Origin of the sequence: Microbacterium soli, from assembly GCF_039539005.1 — a bacterium.
Lineage (GTDB): Bacteria > Actinomycetota > Actinomycetes > Actinomycetales > Microbacteriaceae > Microbacterium > Microbacterium soli.
The window spans coordinates 1,196,266-1,216,872 of record NZ_BAABCP010000001.1 but is presented as its reverse complement, the minus strand read 5'-3'; the positions used below and the strand labels follow the sequence as shown (position 1 = coordinate 1,216,872).

General features: G+C 70.2%; 17 protein-coding genes. 3 read left to right on the top strand and 14 right to left on the bottom strand.

The annotated features are described in order from the left end of the window. Position 1: 1 nt before the first annotated feature. The gene (locus ABD770_RS05625) at positions 2-265 is read left to right on the top strand and encodes an MrpF/PhaF family protein (RefSeq protein ID WP_344819870.1); all 264 of its coding nucleotides are present in this window, start codon (positions 2-4) and stop codon (positions 263-265) included. After that, positions 265-654 carry a monovalent cation/H(+) antiporter subunit G gene (gene mnhG / locus ABD770_RS05620; RefSeq protein ID WP_344819869.1) on the top strand — a complete coding sequence of 130 codons (390 nt, stop codon included), beginning with the start codon at positions 265-267 and terminating at the stop codon, positions 652-654. Before ABD770_RS05625 ends, mnhG begins: the two co-directional genes overlap by 1 nt. A 60-nt stretch (positions 655-714) precedes the next feature. On the opposite strand, the gene ABD770_RS05615 is transcribed toward mnhG, so the two are convergent. The 12 genes from ABD770_RS05615 to ABD770_RS05560 form a co-directional block, all read right to left on the bottom strand. Then, positions 715-3,417 carry a penicillin acylase family protein gene (locus ABD770_RS05615; RefSeq protein WP_344818543.1) on the bottom strand — a complete coding sequence of 901 codons (2,703 nt, stop codon included), beginning with the start codon at positions 3,415-3,417 and terminating at the stop codon, positions 715-717. 179 nt (positions 3,418-3,596) lie between these two features. After that, a complete protein-coding gene (locus tag ABD770_RS05610; RefSeq protein ID WP_344818542.1) occupies positions 3,597-5,780 on the bottom strand; it encodes a YhgE/Pip domain-containing protein in 2,184 nt (727 codons plus the stop codon). Next, the gene (locus ABD770_RS05605) at positions 5,777-8,635 is read right to left on the bottom strand and encodes a YhgE/Pip domain-containing protein (protein WP_344818541.1); all 2,859 of its coding nucleotides are present in this window, start codon (positions 8,633-8,635) and stop codon (positions 5,777-5,779) included. Before ABD770_RS05605 ends, ABD770_RS05610 begins: the two co-directional genes overlap by 4 nt. After that, entirely contained in the window at positions 8,632-9,255 is a 624-nt protein-coding gene (locus ABD770_RS05600; protein ID WP_344818540.1) for a TetR/AcrR family transcriptional regulator, read from the bottom strand. Before ABD770_RS05600 ends, ABD770_RS05605 begins: the two co-directional genes overlap by 4 nt. A gap of 249 nt (positions 9,256-9,504) precedes the next feature. After that, positions 9,505-10,935, bottom strand: coding sequence for an argininosuccinate synthase (gene argG, locus ABD770_RS05595; RefSeq protein WP_344818539.1), 1,431 nt, complete (start codon positions 10,933-10,935; stop codon positions 9,505-9,507). Between the two features lie 74 nt (positions 10,936-11,009). After that, on the bottom strand, positions 11,010-11,945 hold the full coding sequence (locus ABD770_RS05590) for an N-acetylglucosamine kinase (protein WP_344818538.1): 936 nt from the start codon (positions 11,943-11,945) through the stop codon (positions 11,010-11,012). Positions 11,946-12,022: 77 nt separating this feature from the next. Continuing rightward, positions 12,023-13,138: a hypothetical protein gene (locus ABD770_RS05585; protein ID WP_344818537.1), complete on the bottom strand. Its 1,116-nt coding sequence runs from the start codon at positions 13,136-13,138 to the stop codon at positions 12,023-12,025. After that, a complete protein-coding gene (locus ABD770_RS05580) occupies positions 13,132-13,902 on the bottom strand; it encodes a hypothetical protein (protein WP_344818536.1) in 771 nt (256 codons plus the stop codon). The genes ABD770_RS05585 and ABD770_RS05580 overlap by 7 nt, the downstream gene beginning before the upstream one ends. Then, positions 13,899-14,927, bottom strand: a complete 1,029-nt coding sequence (locus tag ABD770_RS05575; protein WP_344818535.1) for a VWA domain-containing protein — start codon at positions 14,925-14,927, stop codon at positions 13,899-13,901. Before ABD770_RS05575 ends, ABD770_RS05580 begins: the two co-directional genes overlap by 4 nt. Next, on the bottom strand, positions 14,924-15,910 hold the full coding sequence (locus ABD770_RS05570; protein WP_344818534.1) for a VWA domain-containing protein: 987 nt from the start codon (positions 15,908-15,910) through the stop codon (positions 14,924-14,926). Before ABD770_RS05570 ends, ABD770_RS05575 begins: the two co-directional genes overlap by 4 nt. Before the next feature lie 11 nt (positions 15,911-15,921). Beyond that, positions 15,922-16,410 (bottom strand): hypothetical protein, encoded by a 489-nt coding sequence (locus ABD770_RS05565; RefSeq protein WP_344818533.1) that lies wholly within the window; start codon positions 16,408-16,410, stop codon positions 15,922-15,924. After that, complete coding sequence (locus ABD770_RS05560) at positions 16,397-17,332, bottom strand: DUF58 domain-containing protein (RefSeq protein WP_344818532.1); 936 nt, start codon at positions 17,330-17,332, stop codon at positions 16,397-16,399. Before ABD770_RS05560 ends, ABD770_RS05565 begins: the two co-directional genes overlap by 14 nt. Before the next feature lie 181 nt (positions 17,333-17,513). Here ABD770_RS05560 and ABD770_RS05555 point away from each other — a divergent pair, with 181 nt between their 5' ends. Then, complete coding sequence (locus ABD770_RS05555) at positions 17,514-18,959, top strand: amidase (RefSeq protein ID WP_344818531.1); 1,446 nt, start codon at positions 17,514-17,516, stop codon at positions 18,957-18,959. A gap of 30 nt (positions 18,960-18,989) precedes the next feature. Here ABD770_RS05555 and ABD770_RS05550 read toward each other — a convergent pair whose 3' ends face one another. Further along, complete coding sequence (locus ABD770_RS05550) at positions 18,990-19,748, bottom strand: GntR family transcriptional regulator (RefSeq protein WP_344818530.1); 759 nt, start codon at positions 19,746-19,748, stop codon at positions 18,990-18,992. Then, positions 19,745-20,512 carry an amidohydrolase family protein gene (locus ABD770_RS05545; protein WP_344818529.1) on the bottom strand — a complete coding sequence of 256 codons (768 nt, stop codon included), beginning with the start codon at positions 20,510-20,512 and terminating at the stop codon, positions 19,745-19,747. The genes ABD770_RS05550 and ABD770_RS05545 overlap by 4 nt, the downstream gene beginning before the upstream one ends. Positions 20,513-20,607: the final 95 nt, after the last annotated feature.

Below are 20,607 nucleotides of genomic sequence, written 5' to 3'. Positions count from 1 at the left end.
CATGCTCATGGCCGCCATCATGGTCGTCTTCGGCGTGGCCGCCGTGCTGTGCGTGATCCGCATCGTGCGGGGCCCGTCGATCCTCGACCGCACCGTCGCGTCGGACGTGCTGCTGACCGAGGTGATGTGCGTGCTGGGCGCCGACATGGCCATCAACGGGCACACCAGCAACATCCCGGTCATGCTCATCATCGCGGCGGTCGGCGTGTTCGGCTCGATCGCCGTGGCCCGCTACGTGGCGAGAAGGGACAACCCGACACCATGATGTCCTTCCTCGAGCTCGCGCTGCCGCAGCAGGTGGCCGACACCGTCGTGCTGGTTCTCGTGCTGATCGGCGCGATCCTGTGCCTGTCGGCATCCGTCGGCCTGCTGCACTTCCGCGACGTGCCGGGCAGACTGCATGCCGCGACCAAGCCGCAGGTGCTCGGTCTCGTGCTGATCTGCCTGGCCATCGCCGTCGCGCAGCGCACCGTCGGCGGGATCCTCCTCGGGGTCGTGATCGTGACGCCCGTGATCCTGCTGCAGTTCGCCACTGCACCGCTGTCGGCGCACATGGTGGGTCGACAGGCCTACCGCAACGGCACCATCAACCAGCACGCGCTGGTCGCCGACGAGTACGCCGAGTCCAAGCGCACGCCGCCCGCCGCGGGGTAGCGGCCGGGCGGCGGTGGCGCGCGCGGCGGATCGACGCGAGCCCCCACGCCGGACCGGGGCTCAGGACCCCGGTGTCAGCACGAGCGTGTCGACGGTGGCATCCGCGACCGCGTCGGGCGTGAACGGCCAGGGCTGCTGGACGCCCGTCGCCCAGTCCTCGGTCTGGTCGGTGTAGTGCTCGTGGAAGGCGTGTCCACTGGCCCCGGTCAGGTGGATCCAGGTGGAGGCGTCGAAGTCGGACAGGTCGACGACCATCCGCATCGACGGCACCGTCGTCGTCGCGTACGAGCGGCCCAGCCGCCACCCGGTGGCGTTCACGACGGAGGAGCCGCCGCCGACCGGGTAGGGGCCGCGGTTGAAGAGCATCTCGATCGGGGCGATGCCCGATGACCCGAACGTCTCGCTCGTCAGCGTCAGGGCGTGCAGCTCGCCCCAGTTCCAGCGCGTGACGTCCTGGCCCTGCAGACTCGCCAGCTCGTCGTAGGCCTCGTTCGCCGACAGGGCGAGCATGCCCGTCCTGCCGTCCGCGGCCAGTCGGTCGTTGGTCCACAGCGGGTGCGACGGGTCGCCGAGCATGGCGCCCACGACGGTGAACAGCCGGCCCTGGTCACCGGTGGGCAGGGGCACCTCGCGCTCGGTGAAGATGTTGCGCACGAGGTTCGACCACAGCACGTTGGCGAACGCCGCGGCGGGGGAGTCGGCGTCGTTCTGGGCGTCCCACGTGCGCAGCAGGTCGACGGCGGCCTTCGGCCCCTTCCGCTCGACCGGCACGTCCACCATCACGGCGGCCAGCTGCTTGCCGATCCACATCTCCTCATCCAGCTGGATGGCCTGCATGTCCTGCACGGTCAACGGCCCGGCGGCGGCCCTGCGCTCGATGAGGTGGGTGATGCGGGCGGCGCGGTAGCCGTAATCCCAGTCGCGGGAGAGGAAGTGCCCGTACTCGTCGTCGACGATGGCGTTGTTGGCGGTCACGATGAACCCCTCGGAGGGGTTGTAGGAGACCGGCAGGTCCTCGAACGGGATGAACCCCGTCCAGTCGTACGCGCTGTCCCAGCCCGGCTGGGGCAGCCAGCCGTCCCCCGCCCCGCGGATCGGCAGCCGGCCCGGCGCCTGGTAGCCGATGTTGCCCTCCGCATCCGCGTAGATGAGGTTCTGCGCGGGCACGTCGAAGAGGGATGCCGCCCGCCGGAACTGCGTGAAGTCCCGCGCCGTGTCCAGTGCGAAGATCGCGCCGGCCGTCGTCCCGGGATCCAGCGCGGTCCAGCGCAGGCTGACGGCGATCTCGCCGTCCGGCACCTCGGGGGCGTCCGCGAGCGGGAGGATGCTCTGGTCGGCGCCCTGTCCGAGCCCGACGACGGGCTCCGTCGCGACCGCCGTGAAGTCGTCGGTCAGTCCCGAGATGATCGGGCCGTGCACGGTGCGGCGGATGGTGATCGGCACGTCCTCGCCGCCGGCGACGCGGATGACGTCCTGCTCCTGCTCGAGCGGCTGCAGCTCGCCGTCGCGCCAGTACCGGTCGCCCTGCACCTTCTCGATGTACAGATCGGCGACGTCCGTGGTGAGGTTCGTGAACCCCCAGGCGATGTCGGCGTTGTGCCCGATGACGATGCCGGGCAGCCCCGAGAACGAGAACCCCGCCACGTCGAAGGGGCACGCGTCGCTGACGGGCGCGCATCGCAGCTGCATCTGGTGCCAGACGGAGGGCAGCGCAGCCCCCAGGTGCGGGTCGTTGGCCAGCAGCGGCCGCCCGCTCTCGGTGAGATCTCCGGAGACGACCCAGGAGTTCGAGCCGATCCCCTCGCCCAGCGGGGCCAGCAGCATGCTCGCCGCCTCGATCACGCTGTCGGCCTGCTCCCAGCGGACGGTCGTGAGCGCGTCGGCGGCGGCCGAGGCGGCCCTGTCCGCGTCGCTCGTGCCGCCCGTGTAGGCGGCGGGTGCGGCGGTGTCGTCGGACTCCTCGGCATCCGCGGCCTCGTCCTCGGGCAGGGGGTCGACCTCCGAGATGCGGGGGACGATCACGGGGTGCTTGTCGAACGGATACCCGGGGTAGACCCGTTCGATGAGCGCCTGGGCGTCGGCATCCGTCTCCCCAGCGTCTCCGAGCGCCGCCGCGAGGCGGGCGCGATCGGTCTCGTCGTCGATGTTGGTGCGCAGATCCCAGGCCATCGCCTTCAGCCAGGCGACCGAGTCGGCCGGCGCCCACGGCTCCGGCTCGTAGTCCGGGTTCTGGACGCCGAGGATCGCGTACTCCAGGGAGAGATCGGCGCCGGAGCGGGACGCCAGGTAGGCGTTGACGCCGTCGGCGTACGCCTCGTAGTAGCCGCGGTCGGTGTCGTCGAGCGCCTCGACCTCCTGCTCGGCGACGTCCCGCCAGCCGAGCGTGCGCAGGAAGACGTCGGTGGCGACCTGCGACTCGCCGAACATCTCCGCCACCCGGCCCGAGGTCACGTGCCGTCGGAAGTCCATCTCGAAGAAGCGGTCCTGCGCATGGATGTAGCCCTGCGCGAAGAACAGGTCGTCCGTCGAGGACGCCGTGACGGTCGGGACGCCGCGGGCGTCGCGCTGCACGGTGACGCTCTTGTCGAGGCCCGGCGCGGACAGCTCGCCGGAGGTCTGCGGGAACGAGCGCTGGATGGTCCAGGCGAGGAAGAAGGCGGCGGCGGTCGCGATGACGAGGATCATCGCGAGGACGAGGAACAGGATGCGGCCGATCCGCCCCGCCAGGGGTCGGCGGGGTGCGGTCGTGGTGTCTGTCGTCATCAGCAGGTTTCCCAGGGGTCGGCGTGGAACCCCGTGTCAGGGACTCCGGGTGCGCGTCCCGCGCACACCCGGCATCCTATCGATGGTCCGAGGAGCTTCCGAGCCGCGGGCGTCGTCGTGGAATTTCTGCACCTGGTCCGATAATGTCCTGGTCAGAGGCGGGGAGAGCCGCTCGTGCGTCACAGGAGCCTGGTGGAGTGCAGCGCCTGCAGCATCCTCTGGTTGCCGTTCATCAGCGGAAGCCGCAGCACCAGTCCCAGCAGCAGCGCCGGCACGGCGAACAACGCCAGGAAGCCCAGCGACACCCAGTAGTCGTTCTCATACATGCCGGCGATCGCCGAGCGCATCGCGTTCACCGCGTGGGTGGCGGGCAGGAACGGGCTGATGCCCTGGAACCACGGCGGCAGCACCTGCAGCGGGTAGGCGCCGCCGGACCCGGAGATCTGGATCACCAGCAGCAGCACGGCCAGCGCCTTGCCGGCACTGCCGAACGCGACGACGAAGGTGTAGATGACCAGCATGAACACCAGGGAGCCCACCCAGCCGGCCAGGAGCAGCAGGAGCGGATGCTGGGGCTGCACCTGCGTGAACAGGATGCTGCCCAGGCACACCAGCGAACTCTGCAGGAGGCCGACGATCGCGAAGATCCCGAACCGGCCGAGGTACGTCTCGGCGGGGGACAGCGGGGGGAGCGGCGAGTCCTCGCCCTGGGGCGGATCGACCCGGATCGACACCGCGGCCAGCAGCGCGCCGACCCACAGCGCGAGCACGGTGTAGAGCGGTGTCATCGCGGCGCCGAAGCTCACCACCGAGTAGACGGGCACGCGGGTGAGCCCGACCGGCTCCGCGAGGAAGCCTGCGAGGGCTTCGGGGTCGGATCCGATCGCCTTCGTCAGGTCGCTGAGATCACCGGTGTCGATGGCCTTGGACAGCGCGGCGTCGAGCTCGTCGAAACGGTCGGCGGTGTCGGTGAGGGACTGCGAGATGCCGGTGGTGAGCGCCTCGGCATCCGTCAGCGCGCCGCTCACCGAACCCGAGCCCGTGAGCGAGCGCATGGCGGAGGACAGCTCGCCGCCGATCCGGTCGACGTCGCGGCTGATCGAGGCCAGCGTGTCGGCGAGGGCGTCGAGCTTCGGCTGCAGACTGTCGGTGTAGGCACTGCGCGCATCCTGCATCGCCGTCTTCGCCTCGGCGATGAGCTTCGAGATCTCGGTGTGCGCGGCCTGGCCGGCGGTGTCGCCGTCGGCGATCCGTGTCGCGCCCTCGTCCAGACGATCCTTCAGCGACTGCTCGCGGGCGATCGCGGCGTCGATCCTCGACACGGCGGCGTCGAACGCATCCAGCGCGCTCTCGGGAAGCAGCGGACGCACGGTGTCCACGAGGTCGTCGCGCAGTCGCTGATGCTGATCGACCTGCGTCTGCACGCGTGCTGCGATGGCCTTCAGCGAGTCGGCCGCGCTCGTCGCCTGCGCGTTCATCGACGCGAACACGTCGTCGACGCTGCCGGCCAGCGTCTGGTAGCCGTCGACCGTGTCGGCGAGGGCGTCGCCGAGGGCGGCGGCGGTGGAGGAGAGCACCTGTTTCAGCGACTGCGCGGCCCGCCTGCCGTCGCCGAGCGCGCCGGTCGCGCTGCGCAGGGCGTCGCCGGAGGCGGATGCCAGGCCCGAGGCGCCGTCGACCAGCGGGCGGCTCGACGCGACGAGCGCGGTGAACATGTCGGCGGTCGATGCTCCCGCGCGCAGCTGAGCCGCCACCTCGCCGACATGCGACTGCAGGCGTGACAGGGCGACCTGGGTGTCGGCGTCGTCGAGGTAGTCCGACAGCGAGGTGATGAGGGCGAGGCCCACCTCGCTGAGCGTCGAGGTGAACGTCTCGTTGACGGCGGTGGCGACCTCGTCGGCGCCCTGCCCGGTGATCTTCGGGGCCAGCGCGTTCTTCTTCTCGTTCGTGTAGTACTCGATGCGGGTATGCTCGGCACCGCGCGCGTAGAACGTCATCATGTCGGTGCTGAAGGTGGGCGGCAGCACGATCGCGGCGTAGTACTCGCCCGACCGCGTGCCGTCGATCGCGTCGTCCTTCGTGGTGAAGATCCAGTCCAGCTCGTCGTTGGCGCGCAGCTCGGAGAGCACCTGCTCGCCCACGTTCAGGCGGATCGGCACGAGATCGCTCTGATACCCTTCGTCGGCGCTGGCGACGGCGACCTTGAGGTTCTTGGTGTTGTCGAACGGGTTCCAGCTGGCGATCACGTTGAACCACGTGAACAGCGAGGGGACCACGACCAGGCCGAAGAGGACGATGACCGCCATGACGCTGCTCGTCGCGCGGCGCAGATCGAAGCGGAGCACCTGCAGGATGTTCCTCATCCGTCCTCCCCTCCTTCCCGGGCGGCGTCCTCATCGGTCCCGGATGCCGTCTCCTCGGCGTCCTCGGGTTCGACGGGCTCGGGTTCGACGGGCTCCGGTTCGACGGCCCGGGGGTCCGCGGCCCCCACGTCCGCGGTTCCGGGCTCCGCGTCCGGGGCGAACAGATCCTCCAGCGGGTCGGCGCTGTCGGCATCCGTCATCTCGAGCACCGCCGTGCGCACGGCATCCGCTTCTCCTGTCGACGCGACGGCCGTCGCGGAGGTGAGCACGGCCGCGCCGCCGGTGGCCTCCTCGACGAGGGCGCGCCGCAGCTCGGCATCCGGCATCTCGCCCAGCTCGGACGCCTGCTCGATACTCTGCTTGAGGTACTCCAGGGCGACGAGGAAGGCGATCAGGATCAGGCACCACAGCGCCCACAGGCCGAGCATCGTCGCCTTGGCGTCCGGCAGCAGCCACGCGGCGACCCCGATCACGGCCATCACCGCGATGCCGACGATCAGGGTGAGGCGCAGCCGGGTCGGGTACCGCTCGGTGAATCTGCGCGCGCGTTCCGCGATCTGGGCGCGGTAACCGTCGCCGTCGGTCAGGGCGCGGATGATCTGCGGTGTGCGGCGGCGGCCGGTGATCTGCACGTCCTCGCTCACCAGCAGCCGGCTCTCCGACAGCCTGCGGTTGAACAGCAGGGCGAAGTTGCCGATCCTGCGGCGCAGGAACAGCCCGAGCGCGAACGCCAGCACGACGTGGATCGCGAGCGTCCCCATGGCCCGCCACCAGGCGCCGTCGTAGAACCCGCTGATGGTCTCGCGCAGGGCATCGATGCCGTAGGTGAAGGGCAGGAACGGGTAGAGCCCGCGGAAGAAGTCCGGCATCATCTCGATCGGGTACAGACCGGATGCCCCGGGGATCTGGAAGATCACCAGCAGGATGCACATGCCCTTGCCCACATACCCGAAGCACACCGAGAGCGCGTAGATGATGCTGAGGAACGCCAGGCCGATGAGCACGCTGGTGCCCACGAACGCGAACGCATCGGCGGTCTGCACGCCGATGAGCAGATCGCCCACCGAGACGAGCACGGCCTGGCACACGCCGATCGCGGCGAACAGCATCCAGCGCCCGAGGTAGGCCTGACGCACCGAGATGCCCTCGACACCCTCGGTGTCGACCTCGAGGCGGAAGATCACCACGAGCACGAACGCGCCGATCCACAGGGTGAGGTTCGTGAACAGCGCGGCCATCGCGGAGCCGTACGCCTTGGTCGGGAACATGGCGTTCTCATGCACCTCGACGGGTGAGGCCATGAAGGTGGCGATCTGCTCGGGATCGAGCCCGGTGATGGTGCTGAGTCCGTCCCACACGTCGGCGGTGCTGAGCGCCAGCACGTCGGTGCGCACGCCGGTCAGACCCTCCTCCGCGGTCGCGAGGTTGCCGTCCAGCCCGCCGAGCGCCGTGGTGGTCGACGCCAGCTGGGTCTTCAGCTCCGCGAGCAGGTGCTGTGCCTGCGTGACCTGGGAGCGCTGCGCACCGAGCGCCGCCGAGAAGCCGTCGGCACCGGCGGACAGCGCGGACATCGCACGGTTGAGTTCGGGGACGCTCTTCGTCAGCGCATCGCGGATGGCGCCGGCCGAGGTCGCCGCCTGCTCCGTCGCCGCGTTCATGGTGTCGGCCGCGGCCTTGACCGAGTCGATCGTGTCCGCGACGTCGCCGTTCAGTGTCTTCAGCCGGTCGAGCACCTGCTGGTCGGCGGCATTGCGCTGCGTGAGGTCGTCGATGACCTGGCGGAGCTTCTGCGCGGCCTCGGAGCCGGGATCGGTCTGATCCAGCACGGACTGCAGCTCGTCGAGCGCCGCACCGTTCGCTGTGATGACGGCCGACACGTCGTCGATCGCGGTGCCGACCGCTGCGTTCGCCTGCTGCAGCCCGGCCGACAGCGACGCGATCGAGGCGTTCGTCTTCGCCGAGGCGTCGGCGATGAGCGTCGCACCCTTCACATACGCGGAGGTGACCGTGTCGGTCACGGTGAGCAGCTCCTGCTGGGCCTCGGCGGCGAGGGCCTGCGCCTGCGCAATCGCGGTCTGCACGTCACCGAGCGTCTTGTCGACCCTGCCGAGGGTGCCCGCGGCGCTGTCGAGACGATTCTGGGCATCCGTCAGCCCGTTCTGCAGCTCGACGAGGCGTCCGCGCGCGGACGTGACCTTCGCGACGGCATCGTCGAGCGCGGCGACCGAGCCGTCGCGCGCATCGCCGAGGCGGTCCTCGACATCCGCCCCGACCCCCTTCAGCTGCTCGGTGACCGCCTTCGAGACCACCGACACGAAGGTGCCGTTGATCTGGGTGTCGAGAGTGGAGGCGCCGACGTCGGTGATCTTCGGGGCGATCGCGTTCGCCTTCTCGTTGACGTAATACCTCAGGTCGGGGCGGGTGAGCTCGCCGGAGGTGACGCTGAGCAGGTCGCGGCTGAAGTCCGGCGGAATGATGATGGCGGCGTAGCTGCGGCCGCTGCGCACGGCATCCATCGCCTCATCCTCTTCGACGAAGGTCCAGCCGAGTTGGTCGTTCTGCTTCAGCTCGTCGACCAGTTCGTCGCCCACGTCGATACTGCCGGTGAGGTCCGACGACGCGCCCTCGTCCTGGTTGACGATGGCCACGCTCACGTGCTGCGTGTGGGAGTAGGGATCCCAGAACGCGACGATGTTGAACCATGCGTACAGGGAGGGCGTGACGATCACGCCGATGATGATGATCCACGCCTTGCTGACGCGCGCGAGCCGGCCCAGGTCGCGGCGGAACACCGTCCATGCGGTGGGCGTCGCGGTGGCCTGTGAGGCCGGGTTGGTTCGCGCGCGAGCGCTCATGCGGGGGGCTCCGTGGCGCCTGGGTCCGTGATGCCGGGATGGGCGGCCAGCAGGGCATCCGCCTCGCGCCAGGACAGCCCCGCGAGGCTCAGCGCGGTGCGGACCGCGAGGTCGGCGTTCGCGCTCGCCGCGTCTGTGCGGGTGACGACGGTACGGGCCATCTCCTCGATGAGACGGGCGAGGGTGGGGGCGGCGAGGTCGGTGCGGAAGCTGCCGTCGTCCTGACCCCGGCGCACGAGCTCGGCCACCGCGCGGCGCAGCGGCGCGAGGGCGGCAGCGGTGTGCTCGACATGCGCCTCGTCCAGTGCGAGCGAGGCCGCGAGCTGCACGTGCGCGGCCTCGCGCCACAGTCGTGCGGCCAGGCGGGCCAGTGCGAGGCGGGCGTCCGTGTCGGTGATCGACGTGGCGATGGCGTTGAAGCGCTGAGCGCCTGTCGAGATCAGCTCGCGGATCAGTGCCTCTCGGTCGTCGAAGTGCCCGTACAGCGTGCGGCGGCTCAGCCCTGCTCGGCGCGCGATGACATCCACGGACGCGCGCGGGTCCTGTGCGAGCTCGGCGCGCGCGGCGTCGAGGATACCGGCGCGGTTGGCCTGCGCGTCAGCACGAGATGCACGGTTCATGCCTTCAGGCTAATTAACCTGCACAATTATGTGCAAGTTGTCTCGGCAGACTCCCAGCATCCGCCCTGCCCCCCAGCATCCGCCCCGTCCCCAGCATCCGCCCGGCCGCCACAGTTGCGTATAGCGGCCGGATCTGGTGAAGCTGGCCGATAAACGCAACAGTGGCCGGGGAGTGCGACAGGCCCGGGGCCGGGTCGGGCGGGGCCATGCGGGGCTGACAGGGCAGAGGGCGGGGCTGACAGGGCAGGGTCAGTCGGTGCCGGTGTCGAAGGCGGCGCCCTCGGATGCCGCATCCACGGCCCCCGCGAGCTGCTCGTCGGCGGTCTCGGATGCCGCGATCTCGGCGGCCCCCCCGGCGGTGACCTTGCCGACCAGTTCGCCCGTCGCGCCGCCGACCAGGCCGAGGCCGGCGTACTGCTCCAGGCGGGAGCGCGAGTCCGCGATGTCGAGGTTGCGCATGGTCAGCTGGCCGATGCGGTCCACCGGGCCGAAGGCCGCATCCCCGACGCGCTCCATCGACAGCTTCTCCGGGCCGTAGGACAGGTTCGGCGACACGGTGTCGAGGATGGTCCAGTCGTCCCCGCGGCGCAGGCGCAGCGTGACCGTGCCCGAGATCGTGGAGCCGACCCAGCGCTGGATCGACTCGCGCAGCATGAGCGACTGCGGCTCCAGCCAGCGACCCTCGTACATCAGCCGGCCCAGGCGCCGGCCCTGCTCGTGATAGGTGGCCAGGGTGTCCTCGTTGAGGATGCCGTTGACCAGGCGTTCGTAGGCGATGAACAGCAGCGCCATGCCGGGGGCCTCGTAGATGCCGCGCGACTTCGCCTCGATGATGCGGTTCTCGATCTGGTCGCTCATGCCCAGGCCGTGCCGGCCGCCGATCGTGTTGGCCTCCATGACCAGCGCCACCGGGTCGTCATACTCGACGCCGTTCAGCGCGACGGGGCGGCCGCCGTCGAATGTGACCGTGACGTCCTCGGCGTCGATCGCGACGGACGGGTCCCAGTACTTCACGCCCATGATCGGGTCGACGGTCTCGAGCGAGACGTCCAGGTGCTCGAGGGTCTTCGCCTCATGCGTGGCGCCCCAGATGTTGGCATCCGTGGAGTACGCCTTCTCGGCGGAGTCGCGGTACGGGAAGCCGCGCTCGACGAGCCATTCGCTCATCTCCTGGCGTCCGCCCAACTCGGTGACGAAGTCCGCATCGAGCCACGGCTTGTAGATGCGCAGGCGAGGGTTGGCCAGCAGGCCGTAGCGGTAGAACCGCTCGATGTCGTTGCCCTTGTAGGTGGAGCCGTCGCCCCAGATCTCCACGCCGTCCTCGCGCATGGCGCGCACGAGCATCGTGCCGGTGACGGCGCGGCCCAGCGGAGTGGTGTTGAAGTAGGTCTTGCCGCCCGACCGGATGTGGAAGGCGCCGCAGCTCAGCGCGACGAATCCCTCCTCGACCAGGGCGGTCTTGGCATCCACCAGGCGCGATGCCTCGGCGCCGTACTCCAGTGCGCGTCCGGGGATCGACGCGATGTCGTCCTCGTCGTACTGCCCCAGGTCGCCCGTGTAGGTGAAGGGCACGGCGCCCTTCTCGCGCATCCACGCGACGGCGACGGAGGTGTCGAGACCACCGGAGAACGCGATGCCGACCTTTTCGCCGACGGGGAGGGACTGGAGCACCTTGGACATGGGTTCCAGTGTATCGGCGCGCGGCGTGTCGCCCTGCCCGCGTTGCCCCGCCCGCGGGACGGCCCGGGCGGGCGTCAGCGGCGCAGGTCCGCGAAGCGCTCGCGGAGCGGATGCCGGGCACTGAGCCCCGCGAGGGAGACGGCGCCGTCGAGGCCCGTCCCGGCGGGCGGCACGAACCGGACATCCGGTCGTTCCGCACGCACGGCGACCTCGAAGGCCGTGCGCACGAGCTCCGACCCGAACACCCCGCCGACCGCGCCCACGGCGGCGTCGCCCGGCGCATCGGTCACGCGCAGTGCCGTCGTCGCCGCCAGCGCGAGTTCGCGGCCGGCCTCGCGGCAGATGGCCGTGGCCACGTCATCGCCCGCTGCGGCGAGCCGGGCGGTCGCGGCGGCGAAGGACGCGACGGTGCGCACGCGGTCCTCGGATGCCTGGAGCGAGACGTACGCGGTCTCGAGGTCGGGCCAGCGGTCCCGGACCACGGCGGTCAGCGACGTGGCGGGCCCGCGTCCGTCGTGGGCGCGCATGACGGCATCCAGCGCCGCACGGCCGATCCAGTAGCCGCTGCCGGCATCGCCCATGATGTAGCCCCACCCGTCGACGCGGGTGGAGTGGGCGGGACCCACCCCGAGGGTGACCACCCCGGTCCCGGCGGCGACCACGGCGCCCTGCCGGTCGCCGAGCACGCCCAGGAACGAGGTGACGGAGTCGTGGGTGACGACCACCCGCCGCACGCCCGCGAGCGCCGGGTGGGAGAGCAGGGCGGATGCCTCGGCATCCGCGTCCGTGAGTCCGGAGACGCCGAAGGTGACCGTGTCGGGGGAGCCTCCGACGGATGCGACGACCTCGGCGAGCTGCGGTGGCAACGGCCGGTCGGTGAGGATGCCGGGGAACAGCGCCTCGATCGAGCGGCCGTCGGCGCTGATCAGCCGCGTCTTGATGCCGGTCTGCCCGGCGTCGATCGCGAGCAGCGTCGCCGTCCGTCGTGCCGTGCCCTGTTCCTCTGCCACGCGGATTCCTCTCTGCCGGGTTCGGGCGCGGGCCGGCAGTGTCCGGCCCGCAGTAAGCGTAGGCCACCGTGGCCCGCTCAGTATCCCGGATAATCCCGCAGCCGCTCCTCGAACTCCGCGCGGTCGGCGTCGGACAGCACCTGCCGGGCGAACACCGCGAGCTGGATGCCCTCGAGCGGCTCGCCGGTCTGCCGGTGCATGGCCTCGCGCTGGATGCGGAACTCGCCGGTGGGATCCTTCGACAGGTCGTACGCGTACGCGTAGAAGCGCAGCGGGTCGGGGTAGGCGCCCGCGTAGTACTCCCAGGTGTGCTGGGCGGCGGGGTCGCGGGAGCCGTACAGCTTGGCGACCATGTCGTCGGAGATGCCGTTGCCGGGCTCGTTGAGCGGGTACAGCGGCATGATGAGCCGCTGCTCGGCCAGCACACCGTCGATGGCGCGCATGACCTCCCTCTTGCGGGCCGTGTCGTGCACGGGCTGCTCGGTCGTCCACACGACGGAGGCGTACCTCTTGAGCATCGACTCTCCGCCGTAGCCGTTGCGCTCGGGGCCGACGTCGATGGCACCGGACGGCACCCAGGTGAAGCCGAACTCGCGTGAGAGGCGCTCACGCACCTCCGCCATGAGCCGGTCGCCGGCGACCTGGGTCTGCTCCAGCGACGGAGCGCTCAGCACGCTGGCGTCGGACACGTCCCTGATGCCGGGGTATGCCTCGTCGTGCAGTTGCTTCGCGGACTTCGTGCCGCTGTAGGCATGCGTCGCCGCCGAGCGCAGCGCGCCCATCGCGCCGACGGTCGCCACGTTGAACACCAGGGTCACGGCGAGGGCGACGGTGCCCAGCATACGCCCGCGCGGAGTGAGCACGGCCGCGACGACGGCGCCCAGCACGATGAGCTGGAGGACGATCATCGTCGTCCCGTACAGGGCATCCGTCCCGCCCGCCCCCATCATCAGCAGCATCGTCAACACGAACAGCACGGTCGCCGAGAGGGCGATCAGCCCCAGCGTGCTGACGGTCCGCTTCTGCGGTTCGGGCTCGGCCCGGTACACGACGTCAGCGGATGCCGGGATCATGCCACCTGTGGCATATGCCGTCTCGGGTACCCGCCGGGCGCCGCGATAGCCGCCCGGCGGGGGAGGGGGCGGGGCGCCGTCGGAGCCGCCCAGGTATCTGCCGCGCTGCTGCTCTACCACGGCCTGTCCGTCCCTCCGCCGTCGCCGTCGGAGCCGCCCAGCAGGTCCTCGCGCTCCTGCGCACCCTCGCCGAGCTTCTTCTCGATGTCGTCGAGGTCGCTCTGCGAGGGCTGGTCCTGCGGCTCCTGCGCGCTCCGGTCCGGACGGGGCTCGGGCGCCTGCCCGTTCTGCTGCTGCTTCTGCTGCTGGCGCTGCCGGTTCTCGTCCAGGGTGTCGCTCATGTCCCGGTTCGGGTCGGGGGACTGGTTCCGGGCATCCTCGCTGCGGCACTCCTCCGGTGTCTCGACGGTGATCTGCAGTGCCTGCCCGTACAGCTCGGCCGCGCGGGCGCCGTCGCCCTCGGCCTGGGCCGCATCGCCCTGCCGTTCGATGACGAGCGACAGGTTGATGCGCACGTAGCAGACGTCCAGTCCGGCGGCATCCGGGAGCGCGCGCTCCAGCTCGGCGCGCGCTTCGGGCAGCCGGTCCGCACCGGCCAGCGCCGTGCCGATGTCGTAGGGCGCCTTGAACGTCTCGAACCAGTTCAGGATGTCGAGGGCGCGCGCGGCATCCTCCGACTCCGCGTACCCGCCGACGAGGAACGAGCTCACCGACTGGTGCGCGAACGCGTACATGCTCAGCAGCTTCCCGGTCAGCAGCAGCGCGGCCAGGGTCAGCGGCAGGGTGCCGATGGCCAGCCGGCGGCGGATGCTGCGGCGCCGCCTGTTCGCGGCCAGCAGTGCCGCTGCGGCGTCGGCCGGGGTCGGATTCACGGGGGTCGTCATCGTCCGCCTCCGTTCACGGGGCGGGTCAGTCCGCGCAGGCGGGTGATGAGCATCGTGGCGCGGGCGATCTCGACGCCGACCAGGACGATGAGCACGAGAGCGAGTACCCAGTACAACTCGATGACGTTGCCGACCTCTCCGGATGCCGTGTAGTCGGTGGTCCGGGTGGGGGCCTCCGGCAGCGTGATCTCGGCATCCGCCGAACGATGCTGGTACGGCACGCCCAGCTGCCCGGCGATCGCGTTCAGGTTGTCCTCGTCGATCACCGACAGGGCGCGCGCGCCCTGGTACTCGATGTACTCCGGGGGCGGCGAGTCCGTCGTGGCACGGCCCATGGTCCTCTGCATGGGTCCGCCCTCGGCGGTGCCGTAGCCGAGCACGGATCCGCCGTCGATGAACGTCGCGCTGCTCGCGAAGGACTCCGGACCGCGGGATGCGGTCTGCTCTCCGTCACCCAGGTAGAACACCATGCGGCTGCGGTCCGGCGACGCCTGCGCGGCGGCGGAGAGGGTCTGCGCCAGCATCCGGTTCGCGATGCTGATCGACGAGCCCCGCGACCGGTCGGTGATCTCCGGCGCCATCACGTCCAACGCGGACACCAGTGCGGTGGCATCCGTCGTCAGAGGCAGCCGCAGCTGCGGCGCCGCGTCGAAGCTGATCAGGGCGAACCGTGCGCCGGGGTACTCCTCGACGATCGCCTGCACGTCCGCGCGCACGCCGGTCAGACGGGGTCGGTCCCCGTCCCAGTCCTCGGCGATGATGCTCGCCGTGGTGTCGACGACGATGACGATGTCGGTGTCGGTCGCGAGGGTCTGCGAGGTGCCGCCGGGGATGCCGGGGCGCAGCAGCATAGCGAACACCACGACGATCATCCCCAGGCGCAGCGCCCAGATCGGCCTGCCGGGTCCCCCGGCGCCCGACCCCTTCCCGGGCGAACCCGTGATGAGTGCGCGGACGACGATCACCGCGGGCGCCGCGCACAGCAGCACGAGCAGGACCGGATGCAGGACGGGCTGGAGGATCACAGTCGCACCCTCCACAGCAGGACCAGGAAGCCGAGGACGGCGACGAGGGTCAGCGCGATCGGCAGGCCGGGGCTGTCCACCCGCACCACCTGCGCCTGCCCCTGCAATGCCCGCGCCTCCTGCTTCCGGATCTCGGTGATGATGTCGGAGACGCTGGTCGTGTCCCGCAGCGCGTAGGACTGCCCACCGGTCAGCCGGGCGGCGTCGGAGAGCTGGGCGCTGACGGCGGCGTCCTTCCCCTGCACGGGATTCAGCGCGAACACGCGCACGTGCTTCGCGGCGGCGAACCGGGCGGCCTCCTCGATCGTGAGGATCGAGGCGCCCACGAGCTCGTTGTCGGTGGCGAGGATCACCGAGCGGCTGCGCTCGGAGTCGGCGTGGTCGAAGCGCAGCGTGCAGGCGGCCAGGCCGTCGCCGATGAGCGAGGAGCCCGGTCCGTTGAGTGTGCCCACCCAGTGCTCGGGCGTCTCGTCCAGGTAGGAGAAGCTGGAGCGGATGCTCTGCAGCTGTTCCTTGATGAACGGATAGTCGTCGGTGAGGGGGAAGACCTGCACGGGCGAGCTGTTGAAGATGGTCAGGCCGATCCGCTCGCCCCGGAAGCCCTCCAGCAGCTTCTCGAACACGTTCAGCACCTCGACGTCGACCTCGGACATCGACCCGGACACGTCCAGGCACAGCATGATGTCGCGGCTGGTGTCGACAGGATGGATGGTCCTGGGCGACAGGGGGCGCGCGGCCACGAGCCCTCCCAGGAGCACGGCGACCGCCCCGACGGCGAGGACGCCGGACAGCACGCCCATGCGGCGGCGCACGGAGGTCCGGAAGGAGGGCAGGGAACGCAGGCGCTCGGCGCGGGAGACGAGCGCGGCCGGGGCGCTCTCGGCCCTGCTGCGGCTGCGCAACCCCAGCAGGATGCCGATCAGCACGGCCGCCAGGAGGATGCCGACGGCGACGAGGAGCATCCACCATGTGTTCAGCGTCATCTCGCCACCCCTCAGCGCCAGCTTCTGATGACGATGCGGGCGGCCTCGGCACCGCGCGCCGGGTCGATCGCCGGACCGCGCTGGAAGATGCTGGGGTAGTAGTGCCTGCGCATCGCGTCGAGGAGGGCGGGGCTCACCCCGCGAGCGACGAGATCGTCGAGCGCGAGGACGGGGGCCTCGAGACCCGAGTACTCGTTCACGAATCCGCGGACGAGCCTGCTGAGCTCGAGATTCGCGCGCTTGGGATTCATCCTCCCGGATCGGTATTCGTCTTCGATGCGCTGCACCTCGGCGAGGTGCTCGACTCTCAGCCGATCCAGGATCGCGGCGGGCGCAGGCGCGAGGGCGGGCGCGCCGCGCAGGGTGATGCTGCGCCGCGGGCGGGTGAGCGCCATCAGCAGCCAGGCCCCGGCGGCCAGCACCAGCAGGATGCCGATGGCCAACAGGATCCACCCGCCGGTGTACTGAACTGGGGGGTAGAGCTCGTCAGAGGCGGGCATGCGATCTCCGGTTCAGCATCGTCAGCAGTGTCGGCACCGCGGCATCCTGCCCGTCGAACTCGGCATGCGTGATCTCGTGACGCCGCAGCACCTGGTGGCGCCGGGCGGTGTCGGCTGCCTCCTGCGCGGCCAGCTCCGCCATCACTCCGGTGTCGCCGTACACGAAGTCGGGGACGCTCCAGCCGCTGTCCACATCGCGGCGGCGGACGGGGGCGGTGCGGGGCGGCGAGGGGTCGACGAGCCGGTCGAACGCCCCCGCGGACCGTTCCGCCGGCACGATCCGGGCATCGCGCACCGTCAGCCACAGCACGTCGTGCTGCACTCGCAGTCGACGCAGCAGTCGGTCGGTGTCGGCGGTCAACGGCGCCTCGTCGGTGACGATCACGACGATCGACCGGCGGGGCACGTGGCGCGCGGTCCAGGCCAGCACCGCATCCCGATCGCTGGGAGCGGTGCTCGCGTCGATGGTGCCGCGCAGCGTGCGCAGCGCCTGCTCGAGCGACCCCTCCGTGCCTCCCGGCGGGAGGCGGCGGATGCCGCCGGCATCCCCGTGGATCACCGAGAAGTCGTCTCCGTGGCGCACCGTGAGCAGTCCCAGCGCGCCGACCAGCAGCACGACCAGCTCGCTCTTGGGCCGCTCGTCCTCGGCCAGCGCCTGCATGCCGCGGCCGGTGTCGACGAGGAACAGCACGGTGTGTCGACGGGTGGCCCTCGTGCGCTTGATGAGCGGCTCACCGTGCCTGGCCGTCGCGCGCCAGTCGATGTCTCGCACCTGATCGCCGTACTCGTAGGGGCGCAGGTCCTCGAAGTCGAGGCTGCGCCCGCGCAGCAGGGACGCGTAGGCGCCGTCGAGCGCGTGCATCGACTTCTGCGACGAGCGGATGAAGAGTCTGCTCTTCACCCGGGTGATCAGGGTGGTCATGGTGGCTCGGTCGGGCCGACTCCTCTCGTCGAGCCCGACCAGGTTATCCGCAACCGCCATGAAGGTCCTGAGGCTCCGTCGAGTCTCTGTCTCGTTGGGTGTCGACACTCAGATAAACTGTCGACACCCGTGCGGTCATCGAGCGTGATCCGGTGTCGAGGTGAAAGCGGAGGTCCATGACATGAAGCCGCCCCGTGTCGATGACGATGTCGCGTCCCTTCGGGACCATCCGCTCGAGCTCCTCCCCGAACCCGTCACCGCGCTCGATCGCTCAGTGCCGCCTCGCCCTGCGGGCATGCGCGGATGGGAAGCGCCGCCGCTGCCCGCGATCGCCGATCCCGTGGCGGAGATCGAGGCGGTCCTCGCGAATCTGGAGGGCGCTGGGCGAGCGATGGGGGCGGTCGAGGAGCTCTTCGGGCGGGAAGCCCGGCAGGCTGCCGCCGACTCCCGCCGTCGCCTCGCCGAAGGAGTTGCGCGCCCTCTGGAGGGACTGGCGTTCGGGGTGAAGGACGTCATCCAGGTGGAGGGAACGCCCACGACCTTCGGCTCGCCCGCATACACCGGATACCGTCCGAAGATCACCGCCCGTGTGGTGCGGAACCTGCGTGCGGCCGGAGCGATCCTCGTCGCGAAGCTCGCCACCTACGAGTTCGCGTCGGGGCCGAACGCCCGCACCCGCAATCCCTGGGATCCACGTCGCCGCTCCGGTGGTTCGTCCTCGGGGTCGGCATCCGCCATCGGCGCGGGCCTGCTCCCGCTCGCGCTCGGGACGGACAGCGGGGGCTCGATCAGGGTGCCCGCGGCCTGGTGCGGCGCCGTCGGGTTCAAGCCGACCAGAGGGCGAGTTCCCACCGAGGGTGTGCCGCCGCTGAGCTGGCATCTGGATCACACCGGCACGCTGACGCAGACCGTCATCGCGGCGGCCGCCGTCTTCGGTCACCTCGCCGGCGAACCCGTATGGGCTGCAGATGTCGGCGAGGAGGGCCCACATCCGCTCGAGGGCATGACGATCGGAGTCCTCGGCGGCTGGTTCCAGCTGGTCGACACCGAGGTCGCGGCGGCGACCGAGGAGGCGATCGCCGTGCTCGGCGGTCTCGGCGCCCGGCTCGTCCCCGTGGAGTTCCCTCTGGTCGACCGCATCAATCCCGATGCGATCAAGAGAGTGCTCGTGGATGCCGAGTCGGCGGCACTGCACGACCCGTCCCGACCGGGCTACGGCCCGGTGTTCGCACAGCTGTTGGAGAGCGGATCGCGGCTGCGGGCGGTCGACTACATCCACGCGCTCCGACTCGGATCGCTCCTCGCGCAGGGCGCGACGGCGCTGTTCGACGGGGTGGACGCGCTGGTGTGCGCGACCTCGGCCGTGGTGGCTCCCTTCGAGGAGGAGGATGCGGTCACACTGGGTGGACGGATGATGCCGCTCGCCGACGTGGTGGCCAGGAACACCTCGATCTTCAACATCTCAGGGCATCCTGCACTGACTGTTCCCAGCGGAGCGGGGCCGAGCACCGGGATGCCGACGGCACTGCAGATCATCGCCCCGCACTGGCGTGACGACACCTGCTTCCGCATCGGGATGGCGTACCAGTCACGGGCCGGCACGATCGTCGCGCCAGTGCGGGGCTGACCTCCGCCCTGGGCGCGGAGTGAAGAAGACTCAGAGCCCGTAGAAGACCTGCGGCTTCGGCAGGTCTTCTGCCGCGGCGCCGGGCCGGGGGCGGGGCCGGTTCTCCACAGGGCCCGTGAACCGGTCCTCGTATGCTTCGCGGACATAGCGTCCGGCCGCGGTGAGGATCTCGACGATGATGTCGGCCACGGCCTCGGCATCCCTCGCCCGGGCCGCCGTCACGATGTCCTGGTGACGGCGCAGGACCCATTCGCTGTGCTCGGGGATGCTGTGGAGCACGAGCGGGAGCTGGTGGAGCCGGGAGCGGAGCTTGCGGATCTCGGTGACGGCCACCTCGTTGCCGCTGCGCGCGTGGATGATCTCGCGCATCGCCCAGGCATGCGTGTAGAAGGCGGGGTAGTCCCGGCGCACCCAGGCCGACTCCATCGGGATCAGGTAGCGCTCCATCTGCTCGATGTCCTCGTCCGTGAGGCGCGATACGCCCTCGGTGACGCACCAGCGCTCGATCGCCGCACGCACGGCGTAGAGGTCCTCGACCGTCTTCGGAGAGAACTCGTTGACCACGCAGCCGATCCTGGCCTGATAGGTGACCATCCCCTGCTCGCCGAGGGTGCGCAGCGCCTCCCGCACAGGAGCACGGGAGATCCCGAGCTCCTGTGCGATGTGCACCTCGTTGAGTCGCTGACCCGTGGGCCAGCGACCGTCGATGATGCCGGCGGCGACCCACTGGGCCACCCGGGTGGGGAGGTCCGTCTCGTCGTCGTCGGGGAGAGGGGCCTGTTCGCTCATATCTTCAGCAGTCTGCGGGCGTTGCCGCTCTCGATGAGGTCGCGGTCCTCGGCGGACAGGTGGCAGTCGTCGAGCATGTCGTTGATATCGGTGACGCGCTGTCCGCGCCCGATGCTGTAGTCGGTGCCGTAGAGCACCTTCGACGCTCCGGCGATCTCGATGACCTGCGCGGCGAGCTTCGGCAGGATCTCGTGGCGCTTCGTCCAGGAGATCGACGGCTCGAGGTACACGTTCGGCATGGAGGCGGCCATGTAGGGGGTGGCGATGTCCAACGGGTCGGCGTGCCCGGCGACGATCGTCGTGTTCGGGCACATCAGGGCGAGATCCTCGATCAACTCAACCTTCCCATTGGCGCTTCGTCCCGCCTTCCCCATGTTCGGTCCGGTGTGCAGCAGGACGGGGATGTCCAGTTCGGCGGCTGTGGTCATCAAGGGTACTAGGCCGGGGTCGTCGATCTTGAAACCCTGGATGAGCGGGTGGATCTTCAGCCCTTTCATCCCGAGGTCCTCGACGGCGTGCCGGAGCTCTTCGGACGGGTCGGTGCGCGGGATGCCGGTGGTCTGCGAGAACGGCACGACCGAGGCGAAGCCGATCAGGCGGTCCGGGTGCTTCTCGACGAGCTTCGCGATGTCCTCATTGCTCATGTACGGCGCGATCGGGAGCACGCAGGCCTTGTCGATGCCCCCTTCGTCGAGGCCTTTGATGAAGGTGTCGATGTCGTGCATCTGGTCGTTCCAGATGTGCGTGTGGAAATCGATGATCACTGGATCTCTCCTGACTGTTGGCTGCGGGAAGCTGCGGCAGTGGTGCCCGATTCCGGAGTGGATGACCGAGTAGGTACGTTGCGCTCGCCGTTGTA

Coding starts and splice junctions, on each gene's coding strand:
- ABD770_RS05625 (WP_344819870.1), top strand. CDS start 2: ATGCTCATGGCCGCCATCATGGTCGTCTTCGGCGTGGCCGCCGTGCTG.
- mnhG (WP_344819869.1), top strand. CDS start 265: ATGTCCTTCCTCGAGCTCGCGCTGCCGCAGCAGGTGGCCGACACCGTC.
- ABD770_RS05615 (WP_344818543.1), bottom strand. CDS start 3,417: ATGACGACAGACACCACGACCGCACCCCGCCGACCCCTGGCGGGGCGG.
- ABD770_RS05610 (WP_344818542.1), bottom strand. CDS start 5,780: ATGAGGAACATCCTGCAGGTGCTCCGCTTCGATCTGCGCCGCGCGACG.
- ABD770_RS05605 (WP_344818541.1), bottom strand. CDS start 8,635: ATGAGCGCTCGCGCGCGAACCAACCCGGCCTCACAGGCCACCGCGACG.
- ABD770_RS05600 (WP_344818540.1), bottom strand. CDS start 9,255: ATGAACCGTGCATCTCGTGCTGACGCGCAGGCCAACCGCGCCGGTATC.
- argG (WP_344818539.1), bottom strand. CDS start 10,935: ATGTCCAAGGTGCTCCAGTCCCTCCCCGTCGGCGAAAAGGTCGGCATC.
- ABD770_RS05580 (WP_344818536.1), bottom strand. CDS start 13,902: ATGACGACCCCCGTGAATCCGACCCCGGCCGACGCCGCAGCGGCACTG.
- ABD770_RS05570 (WP_344818534.1), bottom strand. CDS start 15,910: ATGACGCTGAACACATGGTGGATGCTCCTCGTCGCCGTCGGCATCCTC.
- ABD770_RS05565 (WP_344818533.1), bottom strand. CDS start 16,410: ATGCCCGCCTCTGACGAGCTCTACCCCCCAGTTCAGTACACCGGCGGG.
- ABD770_RS05560 (WP_344818532.1), bottom strand. CDS start 17,332: ATGACCACCCTGATCACCCGGGTGAAGAGCAGACTCTTCATCCGCTCG.
- ABD770_RS05555 (WP_344818531.1), top strand. CDS start 17,514: ATGAAGCCGCCCCGTGTCGATGACGATGTCGCGTCCCTTCGGGACCAT.
- ABD770_RS05550 (WP_344818530.1), bottom strand. CDS start 19,748: ATGAGCGAACAGGCCCCTCTCCCCGACGACGACGAGACGGACCTCCCC.